This window comes from Companilactobacillus ginsenosidimutans, from assembly GCF_001050475.1.
Classification (GTDB): domain Bacteria; phylum Bacillota; class Bacilli; order Lactobacillales; family Lactobacillaceae; genus Companilactobacillus; species Companilactobacillus ginsenosidimutans.
Window position 1 is genome coordinate 1,999,118 of sequence record NZ_CP012034.1, and the last position, 16,394, is coordinate 2,015,511.

8 protein-coding genes are annotated in these 16,394 nt (G+C 36.4%); 5 read left to right on the forward strand and 3 right to left on the reverse strand.

The window, feature by feature from the left end:
- Positions 1 to 27 precede the first annotated feature (27 nt).
- Positions 28 to 885: a DUF3737 family protein gene (locus tag ABM34_RS10090; protein WP_048705476.1), complete on the forward strand. Its 858-nt coding sequence runs from the start codon at positions 28 to 30 to the stop codon at positions 883 to 885.
- Between the two features lie 62 nt (positions 886 to 947).
- Here the strand turns inward: ABM34_RS10090 and ABM34_RS10095 are convergent, their stop codons facing one another.
- The 3 genes from ABM34_RS10095 to ABM34_RS10105 all read right to left on the reverse strand — a co-directional run bounded on the left by ABM34_RS10095 (position 948) and on the right by ABM34_RS10105 (position 8,882).
- Positions 948 to 2,579 carry an SLAP domain-containing protein gene (locus ABM34_RS10095; protein ID WP_048705477.1) on the reverse strand — a complete coding sequence of 544 codons (1,632 nt, stop codon included), beginning with the start codon at positions 2,577 to 2,579 and terminating at the stop codon, positions 948 to 950.
- A gap of 421 nt (positions 2,580 to 3,000) precedes the next feature.
- Positions 3,001 to 7,959: a BspA family leucine-rich repeat surface protein gene (locus tag ABM34_RS10100; protein ID WP_048705479.1), complete on the reverse strand. Its 4,959-nt coding sequence runs from the start codon at positions 7,957 to 7,959 to the stop codon at positions 3,001 to 3,003.
- 386 nt (positions 7,960 to 8,345) lie between these two features.
- Entirely contained in the window at positions 8,346 to 8,882 is a 537-nt protein-coding gene (locus tag ABM34_RS10105; RefSeq protein ID WP_048705480.1) for a YagU family protein, read from the reverse strand.
- A 138-nt stretch (positions 8,883 to 9,020) separates the two neighbouring features.
- Between ABM34_RS10105 and ABM34_RS10110 the strand changes: the two genes are divergently transcribed.
- From ABM34_RS10110 to ABM34_RS13375, 4 genes are all read left to right on the forward strand, one after another.
- The gene (locus ABM34_RS10110) at positions 9,021 to 9,962 is read left to right on the forward strand and encodes an NADP-dependent oxidoreductase (protein ID WP_048705482.1); all 942 of its coding nucleotides are present in this window, start codon (positions 9,021 to 9,023) and stop codon (positions 9,960 to 9,962) included.
- Between the two features lie 131 nt (positions 9,963 to 10,093).
- Positions 10,094 to 11,230 (forward strand): SLAP domain-containing protein, encoded by a 1,137-nt coding sequence (locus ABM34_RS10115; protein WP_048705484.1) that lies wholly within the window; start codon positions 10,094 to 10,096, stop codon positions 11,228 to 11,230.
- A 184-nt stretch (positions 11,231 to 11,414) separates the two neighbouring features.
- A complete protein-coding gene (locus tag ABM34_RS10120; protein WP_048705486.1) occupies positions 11,415 to 13,547 on the forward strand; it encodes an SLAP domain-containing protein in 2,133 nt (710 codons plus the stop codon).
- A gap of 203 nt (positions 13,548 to 13,750) precedes the next feature.
- Complete coding sequence (locus ABM34_RS13375; protein ID WP_053084468.1) at positions 13,751 to 16,288, forward strand: SLAP domain-containing protein; 2,538 nt, start codon at positions 13,751 to 13,753, stop codon at positions 16,286 to 16,288.
- Positions 16,289 to 16,394 lie beyond the last annotated feature (106 nt).

The following is a 16,394-nucleotide window of genomic DNA, read 5'->3' on the forward strand; positions in this document are numbered from 1 at the left end:
CAAAAAATTTACAAACAGGTGAAATAAATGAAAAAAACTATTAATGAACAATATTTTGAAGGCGAACGTCCTTTATTCAAAGAACACGACGCTGCAATTACAGACACAACCTTTGGTGAAGGTGAATCGCCACTAAAAGAAGCCCGTGACATAGACTTAACTGATGTTGTATTCAAATGGAAATACCCATTGTGGTACGCAAAGAACGTTAAAGTTGAAGATTCAATCTTTGAAACAATGTCACGTTCAGGAATTTGGTATACAGATAATATCGAAATCAAAAATTCCGCACTTCAAGCACCAAAATTATTTAGACGTGCTAGCCAAATTAAACTAGAAAACGTCCACTTCGCAGATGCCGAAGAAACAATGTGGAGCTGCAAAGATATTAACTTAAAGAACGTCCAAGTAAACGGAAATTACTTTGGAATGAACAGCGAAAACATCTATGCCGACAACATCAACGTTGTAGGAAACTACGTCTTTGACGGTGCTAAAAACGTCGAAGTTCACAACTCAACCTTCGTATCAAAAGATGCCTTCTGGAACTGTGAGAACGTTACAATTTACGATTCAAAAATCAGTGGTGAATATTTAGCATGGAACACAAAGAACATCACCCTAGTAAACTGTACAATCGAAAGTGACCAAGGACTTTGTTACATCGACAATCTAAAGATGGTAAACTGCAAAGCCTTAAGAACAGATTTAGCATTCGAATATTGTTCAAACATCGATGCTGAAATCACAACAAACGTAATGAGCATTAAAAACCCAATCAGCGGAACAATCAAAGTAGCCTCAGTCAATAACATAATCTTCGACGACCCAGAGATTGATCCAGATAAAACAAATATCGAGACAAAAAAACTTGCTGCCAAATAATGGCAACAAGTTTTTTTATTGGTTTTGGATTAGAAAGGGAAGGATAAGGGAGTGCAGGAAAATTATTTAACGATAACATCAGATGCAGCAACAAATTCGTTAGTTGATACACGGTGATAAGTCTTACCGTTAATTGTAACAATACGATCAGAAGCCCAAGCAGTATTCTTAGCTAAACCACGGTTAGCAACTCTCTTATCACGTGAGTTAACCAAGTCTTTACTTGATGTATCATCCTTAGTAACAACAGTGTGTTTTTGTTCTGAATATTCATAAACATCGTCAGCAGAAACCCATTCGTTAGTAGATACACGGAAGTAAGTCTTGCCACCAATAGTCATTTCTTGATCACTGTACCAAGAAGTGTTTGTACCGATGCTACGGTTTGAACGGTGAAGTGACTTGCTGAATAATGAACCTGATTTTGTTGTTGCGTGAACTGTGATTTTACGGATTGCTTTTTTGATTGTTGGTTTTTCTGTTGGTTTTGGTGTTTTGTCTTTGTCAGGCTTTTGTGCTGATGATGAAGAGGAGCCAACTGCTCCACCTGTAGATGGAGTCGAAGGAACAGTTGGATTTGTAGAGTCAGATTTATAAACTACTTTTCCGGTGTTTTGAGGATCGATAACTTTAATGTCATATTCAGTCACGAGTGCGTTTACAACTTTTTTATTTGCAGTGAAACCTTTGATTTTTGGAACATTTATCTGAATGATTGTTCCAATGAATCCAGTAACTGATTTTTCTGAATAAACTTTACTTTTTAAATTCGTGAATAGTTCAACATCTCTTGTTAATGTTTTATTTGATCGAATTATTCTTGTAAAAAGAGTTGGTTCGTCATTTTTAAGGTTTGGTGATTCTTTGAGAATCTCAGAAGTGCTTAAAACATTAATATCTCTATTTTTATCATTAAATACCCATTTATATGGATCGTTACCAATCAATGAATCATTTACTAATGAAGTGTCTCCTAATTTGAATTGTGAGTTTACTTTTAGAGATGTCAAAAATGTGTTTTCAAACATGCCTGAAACATCTGTTGAATCAGCAATTTTCCAACTTGATAAGTCTAAGGAAACTAGTGAAGTGTTTTTAAACATTTTGCTTAGGGATTTTGCTTGTGAAATATCCAAATTGTTGATATTAACTAAATCCTCTAGGTTAATAAATTGTGAAAATAGACCTGATGCATTTTCAGGAGCTGCTATTTTTGTGTCGAAAATAATCTTAGTTATTTTTTCAGTTGATTTTTTTGATAACTTACTAAATGAATCAGACTCAAGTTTGCTACCTGAGATATGTAATTCATTAGTTTTTGTTACATACCAATTGTAAGTTGGTTGGGAAGTCTGCTCAACATGCGAGTTGTCAATTTGAACGTTGATGTGGTGGTGTCCTGCTTGATCTGTGGAGTCAGTAGAGTCAATATGAATTTGATGATCCTTGTTGTAATCTGGTGGTGTTGGTTCTGGATCCTTATCGTGTGTATCGGTTCCGTCAAAATCACCTGGCTTACCAACTTGAACATTAGTAGTATTATTTGGAAGAGTAGTGGCATTGGCAACTGCAGGGCTGATTTCTGATAAAATCATTCCACATGTTAGTGTTAATCCTGCGATTGCTGCGATTTTTGTTGTCTTTGAAGCCATCTTCTTTGGATCGTTATTACGTGTTCTTTTGTTTTTGTTCATAATTTGGTCCTTTTCTGTTTAGAATATGGTTTTATTTTTGGTATTGCACGAAAAAGCATATCATGATGGTTATCAAAATGTGAAATTTAAATTGTAATTATCTGAGATTTATATTTAATAAATACGATTATATTGATTACAATTGTTATTAATTACAAGCGGTTTCATGTGTTGATAATATTGAATAGTTAAAACTATCTTGGTGAGTGGTGCCTAAACCATGAATTCAAAACAAGAATCATTTTTTGTCTGAATAATGAACTATTAGTTTTGAACACAAAATTCTGTATGTGATTTTATAAATGAAACTTTTTCAAAATTCCTTATTTTTAGTATTAATTTAACTTAAAAAATACAAAAATATACACAAAAAAGCATCTTACCAATGGGAGGTTGGCAAGATGCTTTAATTTTTAGTTTCTTATTTAATGGTTACATCATCATCTGCGACGAATTCGTCGGTTGAAACTCGGTGATAAAGTTTCCCATTAAGTGTGATTGTTCGGTCGGATCTCCATGCGGAATTCTTTGATAGTGAACGGTTAACAATTGTTTTACCTAATGAGTTGACGAGTTGCTTAGGTGTGCCACCTTTAGTCGTGATGGTTACTAGATGTTCTGCGTATTCGTAAACATCATTGGCACGAACCCATTCATTAGTTGAAACTCGGAAGTATTTAATACCATCCTTCGTCATTTCCTTGTCACTGAACCAAGGTGTGTTTGGAGATAGACTACGATTCTTAATAAGTTTTAGAGCTGAATTGTAAAGCTTAATAGCCGTTTTTCTGACGTGTGTGGATATCTTTCTAATAGCTTTCACAATTGTTGTTACAGGCTTAAATTCGTGATGTGTATTGAAGTGGAAATCAGGGAAGTCTGGTAAGTTTAACCAGTTGTGATTTGAGTTATCAGTTGTAGTTGATCCAGTTGAGGTTGAACTTGAACCTGAATTGTTGTTACCCTGATTGCCTGTATCTGGTTGTTCTGGTACAGGGATGCTCTCATATGATAATTTGTCGTGAACATCAACAGCAGCTGGAATTCCAGTTTTGTTTGTTGGTATTTCAATTTCCCCTTTGGGTTGATAATACCCATCGACATGTGGTTTATCGACTGTGATTGTATTTCCGGGAACAAATGTGTAGCTTAATCCTGTTGTAAAAGGTTTAGAATTCCCGTCGAACGCAGCTATTAAATCAAGTTTATGTGATTCGTAAACTCCTTTTTTCAAATTTAGTGTTGTTCCTGTGGTTGAATCCAAATTACCATCTGCGACAATCGTAGAATAAGCATCATTGCCTCCTTTTTGTGCGTCGTCTAATAACCATGTGTGTCCCTCGGTGGGAGTCAATCCTGTTTTACTTAGTTTTACATTTTTGGGCAAAGTTAATCTGGTTAGTGCTGTTTTTAAAAACATGCCGTCTGCAGTAGGTTGATTAACAGGAAGAGTCCAGGAAGATAAATCTAGATCTTTAATTCCTGAATTTTCAAACATTCCTTGGACAGATGTTACCTTATTGAGATTCCAAGCTACTTTATTAGCTACCGGGTTAGTTTGTTCTTTTTCTTTGTCATTCGTTGTGATTGGAGCAGGGGCGAAAATAATATTTGTCAATTCTGGGGTGTCTTTGAACATGTTTGCAGTTGAAGTCACATTGGAAGTATCAAGGTTTGAGAGGTCAATACTTTCTAAAGCAGTACCAGCAAACATATTACTCATATCAGTGGCTTTTGAAGTATCCAAGTACTGAAGGCCGTCAATAACCTTTAGATGTGTAAATCCAGAAAATAAGTTGGCTAAATCAGTTCCAGATACTGTTATTTTCTCTGGTCCTTTAATGTGAATTTCCTCAACTGTTTGACCGTTACCCTTACTAAAATTAATTATTGATTGTGAGTTAAAGTTTTTAGCTGTTATATCGGTTTTGTTGCCTTTGTTAATCAAGACTTTTGCTTCAGGTGTATACACTAATTCATTTTTAGGAGTCAGCGCTTTATTTGATCCATCATCCGTTAGTGTTATCGTCTGCTGATTAGCTACAAAATCGGGCTTGTCGGGTACCTTGATTTCAAATGAATCTCCAATTTTTCTGAATATTGATTTAACAGCAATAGTATCAGACTTTCCGTCTTTAACAATATTCACAGTGATGTCATTGTTTTTGAATTCACCTGGAACGAGTTGGTACTCGTCAAAGTTATCAGAATTGTCAGTTTGAGTGGGTACAATATTAATAAGAGTATCTGATCCTAGAATCTTATTATTTTCCGGTTTATTATCTTTGCCCTCAAACCATGTTGATTTTTCAGAATCAGTTGACTCCCCGGTGGGCAAATTGACATTGGATAATTTTGTTCCTTTCTTTAATTTCAAATCATTGATGGATGAATTTTGAAACATGTTATCGGTGGTTACATTTTCGTTGAATAACCAATCTTGTATATCCAAAGATTTTACTTTTGTATTTTTAAACATTCTATCCATATGTTGTACATTTGAAACATCTAATTTGTTTAGTCCGGTGATTTTCTCTAATTTGTTATATGAACTGAATAAATCTGTCAGATCATTGGAGATATCTGAAAGTTTTATTTCAGGGTCAATACTGATAGTGTGGACGTCTGTGGATTGAGAAAATTTCTTGATATTATCAACATTAAAATTATCAGGGGTCAGACTTAGATTGCCGTTAACAACAACTAAATCATTTGAGTTGTTTGAATCCTTTGTATAAATTGGCGAAGTTAAGCTTATTTCACTATCCAAATTACTCCCGACATTAAGAACTGTGTTGAGATTATCCATAGCGTGATATCCCTTAATTTTTGGTGCTGGGACAGTGATTGACTGATTAGGACTAACGGTATACATGTCTTGCGTTGATGCCTGTACAGAATCATTTCTACCCTTTACTTTTATTAAAACGTTCAGTGCTCTAGTGTGGAATTCTCCAGGCACTCTATAGAAGGTTGTGGCTGTTTCTTTACTTTTGAGAAGTGTATTCTCTAGAGCTAGTTTTCCTTGGTAGTTTTGTGTTCCGGGAATTGCATCTTGGATGAAGGAAATCTTTTTCCCGTCCAAGATGTCTGGCAAACCAGTTCTGGTTAATTCGCCGTTTAACAAATTCTTATTTCCAGGTAGGGTAAGTTTTTCCAGTGCATTATCAGCAAGGAATAAATTTACATTTGTGTTCGAGTTTTCTTTAAATTTCCAATTTTCCAAGTTTAGCTCTTTAATTGAAGTACCTTCGAACATTTGTTGAAAGGTTATTACATTTCTTACGTCAAAATGAGAAACATCAAGGTTTTCCAAAGATACATCACCTTGGAACATGTAATCCATATTTGTAACGTTAGAAGTATCAAGATCAGATAGTCCTTCAATTTTTGTTAAATTAGTATATCCATGAAACAATCTTGACAGATTTTCACTAAGTTTAATGTCTTTATCCATTACGATTGTCTGGACCTTGCTTTTTTGACTAGCATCCAGTTGGTTTTTACTAAATTCCTTGAAGTTGCTGGATGTCACATGTAGTGTTCCGTCGGATAGGACTATTAATTTATCTTTTGAGATGCAGCTAACCGGTTGATCAGTCACTGGATTAGATGTTAAATCATTAAATGTTAAATTAACATTATTGGGTGTAAAAATATAGTTAACATCTAGTTTTGATAGATCAAAACTCTTTTTAGTGTCTCCACTTTGTCTTAAAATTCTTCCAAGTGAAATGGATGAATTTCCTTGACCATCTTTAGTCACATTCAAAGTTACAGGAGAATTAGCATATTTTCCGCTTTTCATTTGGAAATATGTTTTGTCACTGGCAGACTTTGCAGGAGTTAGTGAAGTAAGATCGGTGTCGCTAATGATATCAGCATTAGTAAAATCATCAGTTGTATTCATTTCTTTGTTATATTTGAACCAGGTTGATTTATCTGAGGATGGAAGACTCAATTTCGAAAGTGGCTGGGTTGAAGACACTACTAACTTAACAAGCCCGGTATTTGAAAACATATTATTTGCTGATTCAAGTTTACTTAAGTCCCAGGAAGACATGTCTAAAGAACTTATTTTAGTTCCAGCAAACAGGTTATCCATGTTAGTAATGTTTGAGGTCTTTACATTAAGTACGTCAGAACTTCCGTTAAAATCGATGAGATTATTAAATCCACTGAATAAACGGCTTATATTTCCAGTCAATTCGATATCATTATCAAAAATGAGGTGTTTTACTTCTGACTTTTCTTTAAAGCTCGTGACATTTTCTTTTGAATAGTTTTCTGGTGTGATGCGCAATGTGTCACCATTAGTCAATTTAAGAGGGTTTGCAGGTTCAACAGGTTGATTATTCAACTGGTAGAGGTCTGTCCTGTCAATTGAAACAGATTTGCCAGTTGTGTAGTCATTAGGAATATTAATTTTTGTGCTTTCAGAAGTACGTGAATATTTTGGATCGGGACTTTCTGGGAGCATTATGGTGTTTGGCACTCCATTTTTAACCAAAATATTATAGACTGTGATATTTAATGGCGAATCGCTTCCGTCGACAGAAATAGCTAATTTTAAATCCGTTTTCCAATAATTTCCAGGAAATTTGTTAATGGTAATTGAATTTGATGGCATTGAGAAGTTGTCATCGATTTTTTGACCGTATGCTGGCATGTCTGGATGTTTTGAATCCATCTTAATCCAAGTGTCTCCAGCGGCTGTAGTTTTTGAAATTGAATCCTTTAGGTTGGTGTTACCAGGAAGTGTTATTTTTTCAAGAGTGGGTATAGCCAATAAACTATCAATTGTCTTATCGGATATGTTCAGATTAGAAAAATCAAGTTCCTTAATTTGGGTTTTATTAAAGGCATTGTTAAGGGTGGTCAATGCACGGATATCTAATTTGTCGATGCCATTGACTGTCGTTAGTTTTTTAAATCTGTTGAAAAGTGTTGCCATTGCTTGATCATCTGAAACTTGGTAATCGGAATCTCCAGAAAAGGTAATTGTCTCAATGTTGTCGAATGAATGATCTGTAGAGGTATCTATATTTTTGAAATCGTTAAATTGATCAGCACTAGTTATTGATAATGTTGTCCCGTCAGGTTTTAAATCGTTGGTATCTGGAGTTTCAGGGGTGGCAGGTGTTTCCGGAGTGGGACCTTTTTCTCCACTGGGAGCGGGGACAGTGCTTGTTGGCTTCTGTGTATGTGTAACTGGGGTACCCTCAGCTGCACTAACTCTCTGTTCCCCAAAAACAACGGGGCTAATCTCAGACAAGATCATTCCACATGTCATGGTTAATCCGGCGATTGCGGCGATTTTTGTTGTGCGGTGGGCCATTTTCTGATGATGCATATTACTTGAACTCTTTTTTGAAGTCATAATATCATCCTTTATCATTTATTTTTTCACAGAAATCTTATCATTTGTTAAGACAAAACTTATAATTTAAATAGTTGTATTTTGTGATTTTTAGATAATGATTATTTTCATATGATTTCAAAAATAAGTTAAAATAAAAGCGCTAACATTCACTTTTGGTGGGATGTTAGCGCTGGTTACTTTCGCATTATTTGGTTCGTTTATTTATCTAGTGATTCACTATAATTTGAAATTCCATTCACATTATACCGACTTGGCTACGTGAAATATAAATCAAACTTTTTTTCGAAATTCTTATTATTGTTTGAATTTTGTTAATGAACTATAATTATAGACATAAATAAAAACTTGCTAACCGATGTGGTCAGCAAGTTTTTTATTCGTAATTAGATTGTTGTGGTAAATTCTCGATCTGGTTCATGTGTTATTCGACTTCTGAAGTCACGTCTGCAGATTTCAATTGCCCATGCCCATACCATGTGGCCTAGTGCTTCGGAGAAGTGTTCTTCGAATGGTTGGTTCCAAACTGCTGGAACTGTGCCCATTAGTGGCATGATTAGTAGATGGAACAATACCCAGATTACTAGTCCGTAAATGGTACCTTGGCCTAGTTTAACTTGTGGGAAATACTCTGCGAGTACACAATAAATGATGGCGAAAGTAATTGAGAATCCAAAGTGCATGATGAAACTTACCCAAGGCATTTGTTGGCCTGAATATGTGTAAGTTAAATGTGTGATTGCCTTTGGAATACCGAATTGTTGTAACAATTCTTGTGGTGGATTTGTTAAGTTTCTGGCGATTGTTCTTGGTGGAAGTAAAACTTCCCAACCTAATTTAACAATCCCTGAAATAATACCACCAATAATACCTGCAAAGACTGCTGCCCAAACTCGGGCTGGTCTTTTAGTAGTAATTTTCATGATGATGCCCCCTAATTTTGTAACAGTTCATTTATAATCTTTTTTATTAGTGTATACAATAATTATTGGGAAAAATTAATATAGTTTAGAAAAATTTATGGTTAGTTAAAGTTAACTTTTTGTGAAAGAGGAGATTGTATGAAAGCTGTTGTAATTAATGAATATGGAGATCGTAACGAGTTACATATGACCAATTTGGCGATTCCTGAAATCGCTGACGACGAGGTATTAGTTGAGGTTAAAGCTACTTCAGTTAATCCTATCGATTGGAAGTTGCGCGAAGGATATCTTGCTGAAGCAATTCCATTGAAGTTTCCAATTGTTCTTGGTTGGGATGTTGCGGGTAAAATCACTCGTACCGGTTCAGCAGTCAAAGATTTCCACGCTGGTGACAAAATTTTGGCTCGTCCAGATTTGACCGACCGTGGAACTTACGCTGAATATACTGCTGTCAAAGAAGACAAGCTCGCCTTGCTTCCTGAAAATGTTTCTTATGAGGATGCTGCAGCCTTGCCACTTGCTGGTTTGACTGCTTGGCAATGTATTTACGACTATCTTAAGGTTCAACCTGGTCAAACTGTTTTAGTTCAAGGTGGAGCCGGTGGTGTTGGTTTGTTTGCTATTCAAATCTTGAAACACATTGGCGCCAAGGTTATCACGACTGCTAGTCCAGCCAATTTTGATCTGTTAAAAGACTTAGGTGCTGATCAGATAATTGATTACCACACTGAGGACTTTAGCCAGGTATTAAGCAATATTGACGCCGTTTTCGACACTATTGGTGGAGACATTTTGTCAAAAAGTTATGGCATCATTAAGCCTGAGGGTAGTCTGGTTACGACTGCTGGTGCGGCTGACGAGGATTTGGCTAAAGCTAATCACATCAACGCTTCTGGCATGTGGCTTCACCCTAATGGCAAGCAATTGACTGAGTTGGTTGATTTGGTGAGTCGCGGGGTCGTCAAGGTGGTCACGGACAGTGTACATCCATTTACTGAGGATGGTGTTAAAGACGCCCAGGCTGTCAGTGAAGGCATGCATGCTAAGGGTAAAATTGTTATTTCTATGCAAAAAAGTTAGAATGTGAGAAATTATTTTCGGTGGTTCTGACGGATATTATGTTTTGTATAAGAAAATATTCGTTATCCTTTATGAAATATTTATTCGTACTAACATGAAATTATTAATATAGTTTTATGAAGAGGATAAATATGAAAAATACTAAATCGAATGTTTTGAAAGGTTTAATTTTTTCAGGAGTAGTGCTTGGAACTATTGGACTTCAATCAACTATCGTCAATGCTGCAACTGACGCTGGTATTGAAGCTGCGACAACTACTACTGAGAAGGCAACAACTAAAATTACCAATCCTATTATCTTTACAAGTGGTGGAGCTGAAATTGGTAACGGAACTATGCTCCAAGGCGACAAGGTGGGTCAATCTGTTGATATCACTAAGTTGATTCCAGCTGGTTATCAAGTTGCCAGTGGTAGCAATGTTTTGTCATTGAAGGACAATGGTACAAGTCAAACTGTTCAATTGACTAAGGCTGGCGACGTGACTGCGACTGTCCACTACGTTTACAATAGTGGTGTTATTGGTACAGAAACTTTGACTGGCCTAGCTGGTAGTTCAGTTGATGTTAAGAGTGTTCCTGCTGGTTATTATCTAGCTAACAAGAACCAGGGTACTGTAATTCTTGGATCTGGATCATCTGACGTCTATCTTGATGTAAATAAAGATATCAGTAATACGATTTCATTTGTAAAAGATGATACAGCCAAAACTCAAGTCGGCACTGGTATCGTTTATGGCGAAAAAGCTGGCGACAAGGTCACTGTTGATGCTAAGCAACTTCCTGAAGGCTATTCATTTAAGAATTCTGCCGATGCAACATTCACCATGCAACCAGACGGTACTCAAAAACAAATCACAGTCGTTAAACAATCAACAACTGAAGATTCAAAAGGTACAGTCGCAACTTTGGACAAGGTAACTCCACTTTACACAGTTGATGGCAAGAAAGTCGATGGCCGTGCATTAGGTGCATCAAGCGATTGGGCTACTGATAAAAAGCTTACACTCAATGGAGAAGCATACTATCGTGTGTCAACATCCGAGTGGGTTAAAGCATCAGACGTGTACGTATACACATCAAATCCTGATACAGTAACAACAAAAGCTGCTGGAATCGCACCATTGTACGATTTCAATGGTAAAAAATTAACAACTAGAGCCGTAGCCGCAAGTTCTGCTTGGTACACCGACAGAACAATCACAATCAACGGTCAAAAGTATTACCGTGTTTCAACAACAGAGTTCTTATCTGCTGCTGATATTAAATAAATAGATAAAGTTTGAGCCTCACTGAGATCAGTGAGGCTTTTTTTGTGGAAATATTTAAATAGAAATATTCAAAACAACAAAATTTGAATGAAAACGCGTCCCCAATAGATAATCTAAAAGTAATCCTATATATTAGAATTAAGTTATAAAATATATTCGATAATAGGAAATTAGGGGATTAGCAATGAAGAAAAGAAATATGGTTGTAGGTGCTTTAGTGTGTGGAATGTTGTTGAGCAGTATCTCGGAACCAGTAATTGTGGGTGCCGAAATGTTACAAGGAGTTGCGCGGGACGAAGACCAAATTAAGAATTCTGTATACATGCGTTTTTATTTTTACGACAATGATGAGAGAATTGGTTCTCAATCTATTTTTGGTAATGAAGGCGATACATATGAGCTGTCAAAAATTAAATTGCCAAATGGATACAAATTGGACACTGATAATCCAAAAGATGTTAAGTTAACTGATAATGAATCTGAACCGTTTAAAATCAAGGTTGTTAAAGTTAAAAGAATTGTCACTCTCAGATACGTTGATGTGACAAATGGAGCTGAAAAAGCAGTTGCTGATGTCAAACTCTCGGTGCCGATATTGGACAGGTCAATTTCAGAAAAAAATATTATGGAACGCTTGCCAAAAGGATTTATCCTTACTGAAGAGTCTGATAAGCCCATCAACATACGAGATACTAATGAAAAAACATATACAATTAAAGTCAAAAGAGTGGAGAATGATTTATATACAAATACCATTCAGTTTCGCGATTATGATACACAAAAATCTGTAGGGAAACCGTTTTTGATTTCCGGCAAATTGAATCGTCCAAAGATTTTAGACATTAGTAATCTTCCAACTGGATACTTTTTTCAATATTCTAATTTGGGTAATTATTCAAGTGTTATAACGATTACTTCCTCTGAAAAAACGAGATATGTCGATGTAAGGCGAGATCAAGAAGATTCACGTGTTAGAAATTTTGTCCATTTTATTGATAAATCTGGGAAACTGTTAGAAACAAAAATATTAACTGAAAATGAAGGTAAGACGGTTGACTTGGGAAAACTATTTCCAGTCTATGACTTTGGAGATGATTACCAATATAAAATATCAAAAGATGGAACGGAAGCAACTATTAAAAATGTAAAGCGAGAATACGTCGAGCAAAAAATTAAATTTGTTGACGAACACGGACACCTGTCGGGTCGTACGTCACTCATTATGAAAATTGGTCATACATTTGAAGCACAGCAAGGTTTAGCTCCTGCTGGATATAAAATAAAAAACACTTCTGATACCTTTACAGCCCAAAGTAGCCCTTCTGAAGTTGTTATTGTAGTGATTCCGAATACCGTTTTTAACATGTTCAAAATTGTTGATTATGATAATGAAGAAGATGTATTAATGAATGAAGTACTTATTAAGGGATTGTTTGGACATACGCCTGTATTCCCGCCTGATCTAATTCCTGGATATAAATTAAGTAGCCGTAACTATACGCAAATGAATTACTCAAGTAAAATTGAAACAATTAGTTTCATGAAGGTAGTAAAGAACACAATTAGATTTATTGACAATGGCTCGGGTAAAGTAATTGATGAGAAGGTAGTCAAAGGTGTAAGGGATGAATCGTATTCAGTAGAAATTCCTTTAGGGTATAAGTTAAATAGTGGTGAGAAAAAAATTGAGGGAACAATTAATGATCCGAGATGGGGAACAAAAACGATATTCGTTTATAAAAAGAACAATTCTGATGGTATTAATAGTGGAACACATGTGGGGAATAATTCTAACTCTCATGTAACCAAACCAGATGTTAGTCAAAGCCAAAATGAAACAGATGGGAAACCATCTCCAAATTCTCAAATTGATAAAACTGCAAATGGTGAAGCTCCAAACATTAATGAGGTGTTTAGTAATGAGCAAAAATATTTAGGTGTAATTTCAACTCATTCAGGATCTAGATTAATTCCGTTGTTTAGTATGAAGGGCAAACAATCAAATCGAAGCTTATCTGCAAACACGGACTGGAAGATTGATAGGAAGGCAACCATCAATGGAGAAACATTCTATCGAGTATCTACTAACGAATGGGTGAAAGCTGCTCATGTGTTTGAGTACAGTGTTATTAATCAAAATATAACTACAAAAGCAGGTAAGACTGCAGAACTGTATAACAGCAAATTCAAACTTTCTAATAGAAGTCTTGCTGGTGATACTAGTTGGCATACTGATAAATCTCGTGTTGTTGATGGTAAAACTTATTATCGGGTTTCAACAGATGAGTGGGTTGCTGCAACTGATATTAATAAATAGATAATTTCAATTGATCCTCATCAGAAATGATGGGGATTTTTTTGTGCCGTTTATATTTTCCATTTATATACAAATGAAGCTTGCTAACAAATTTGGTATAGGTGGTTATAAATCTCGAATTTCTATTGAATTGGTCTACCTCTGACTAGTATATTTTGAAATATATTTGAAAAAGGTTAAGAGAGATTAAGGGGAATTGATTTATGAAACGTAGTTTTTTAGTGGGTACTATTTTGAGTACTTTGATGCTTGGATCAGTTATTGCACCGAGTGCTGTTAGTGCTGCCGAGTTAATGAGTGAAGAGTCTGAAAAGAAGAAGAAAGTTAAGATTAAGTTTTCTACCGATTATGGTTCACCTAGTAGCATTGAGGTTGATGTTAAGCGTGGTGGAAAGATTGATATTTCAAAGAAGATTCCTAAGGGATATATCCTTGCTGAAGGAGAATCTGCACATATTAAATTAGATAAAGATGACACAGATGTGACGGTTAAACTTGTTGCAACTACACGTTGGGATACGATTCAATTCATGGGTTGGCGTGGAGTTATGACTAGAGCTATTGAGAAGCATACGGGTGAGAAGATAACTATCAAGGATTATCAGAAATTCGTGCCGGATGGATATGAAATTGATACGACACGCAATACTAATTTTGTTTCTGGAAACGACGTTTGGGGACAAACTTTTCATGTTTATTTGAACAAAGTTGCAGAAAAAGTTACCGTGAAAAATACTGTTAAATTTGTGTCAGATTCTGAAGAGATATCGTCGATTTCAATGAGTGGTATAGTCCATAGTTTTGTGAATATTGCTGACAAAATTCCAGCTGGATACAGTCTTGCTAAAGACCAATCCGGATTAGTTAAGTTGGGGAAAGATAATTCTACAACTATCGTGAAGCTGACAGCTGATTCACATTATGATTCTATACAATTTTTCGGCACAGCGAACTTCAGTAGTATCAAAATGAAGACTGGCGAAAAAATTACTTTTGAGAAGTACAAACACTTAATTCCTAAGGGTTACAAGGTTGATATGACGAAACCTCACGAATTTGTTTCGGGTACGTTTGGTCAAAACTTTATTATTTATTTAACGAAACTTCCTGCGGTTACTTGCACGGTTAACTGTGTTGATAAGCACGGTAACGTTGTTGATACTCAGACTGTCACTGGATACGAGGGTGAAAAAGTTAAGGTTAAGGAGTCGGACAAGTTCAAGATTAAGGGCGACCGAATCGTGACTATTAATCCAAGTGCGGCTTCAGTTAGTATTCAAGTTGAGTCAACTCAAGTTGAAAAGGAAATCCGTTTTGTTGACGAAGACGGCGTAAAAGTTGCTGAATACAAAGGTAAATTCGATATTCGTGGTCAAATTAAGATTGATCCAAGTAAGATTCCATCCGGATATGAGGTTAAGTTGGGATACTTGAGTGTTACGGATGATGGGAAGAAAATTATCATTATCAAAGTGTTCAAGACTCACAAGAATACTGTTCAATTTGTGACACCACATGGGGAAGTCGTTGGCACGACTGATATTAAAGGACAGAGTGGCAGTGAAGTCATCGTTAATCCGCCTAAAGGTTATGAGTTTCTAGATAGCTCATTCAAGATTTTCAATGTTTACAAAGGTACTCTTGTTCAAAAAGTTATTGTCATGAATACTGCTGAATTAGACAAAACTGAAATTGTCAGTAATCCTGTTGAACCTGTGCAAACTTCAGATAAGAATATAATTTCCAGTGGAATTGTTGAGAAACCTGTTCAAACGCCAGTTACACCGGAACTTCCTTCAGTATTGCCAGATAAAGATAATGACGGTTCAAATGAAAATAACTTGGTTGAAGTTCCAAATCTAACACCAATGCCAGAGCCAATTCCTGTTCCGGTCGAGCCAGTGCCCGAACCAGCTGCCCCAAATCCTGAACCAGAACCAGAGCCAATTCCAGATCCAGAACCAACTCCAGAACCAGAGCCTACACCAGACCCTGAACCAACACCGGATCCAGAACCTGTTCCAGATCCTGATCCTGTTCCTAGTCCAGAACCAACACCGGAACCAGAACCAGCGCCAGACCCAGAACCAAATCCAGATCCTGAACCAGCACCAAATCCAGAACCAACGCCAGATCCAGAACCAACTCCTGATCCGGAACCTATTCCGGATCCAGAGCCCACACCGGACCCGGACCCAGAACCTGTTCCTGACCCTGAGCCTGTCCCAGAGCCGGAACCAGCACCAGATCCAGAACCTTCAGCTCCAATTCCGGACCCAGAACCAACACCGACGCCAGCTCCAAACCCAGAACCAACACCAGAACCAACACCAAACCCAGGACCAAACATCCAAGACATCACCGGAAAAGTAACAATCCACGGTGACCGCACACATACTCAACTGGTTAACACCAAAGGTGAGTCGATTGAATACAACTTGCTTCCTCAGACTGACTGGTTGATTGATAAGGTTGCTACTATCAATGGTGAAAAATATTATCGTGTTTCAACTGATGGTTGGGTTAAGGCTGATCATAGTCTTGTCTTTGAATATACGACAGGGGTGGTTACTACTCGTCCTGGAAAGGTTGCGCGCCTTGTTGATAGTCAGGGTAATGTCAGTGTTCGTAATTTGGCCGGTGATTCTGCTTGGAAGACTGATAAGACGGCAACTATTAATGGTAAAATTCACTATCGCGTATCTACTAACGAGTGGGTTTGTATTGACGATTTAATCTAAATTTTCAAGCGTTTTTATAGCTTAATCTAGCTTGATTTCGTATATTATTAGTAATTAAGTTTTTTCGAAAAATATTGAATTATTCGGTCTGTTTTTGGTTCGAGGC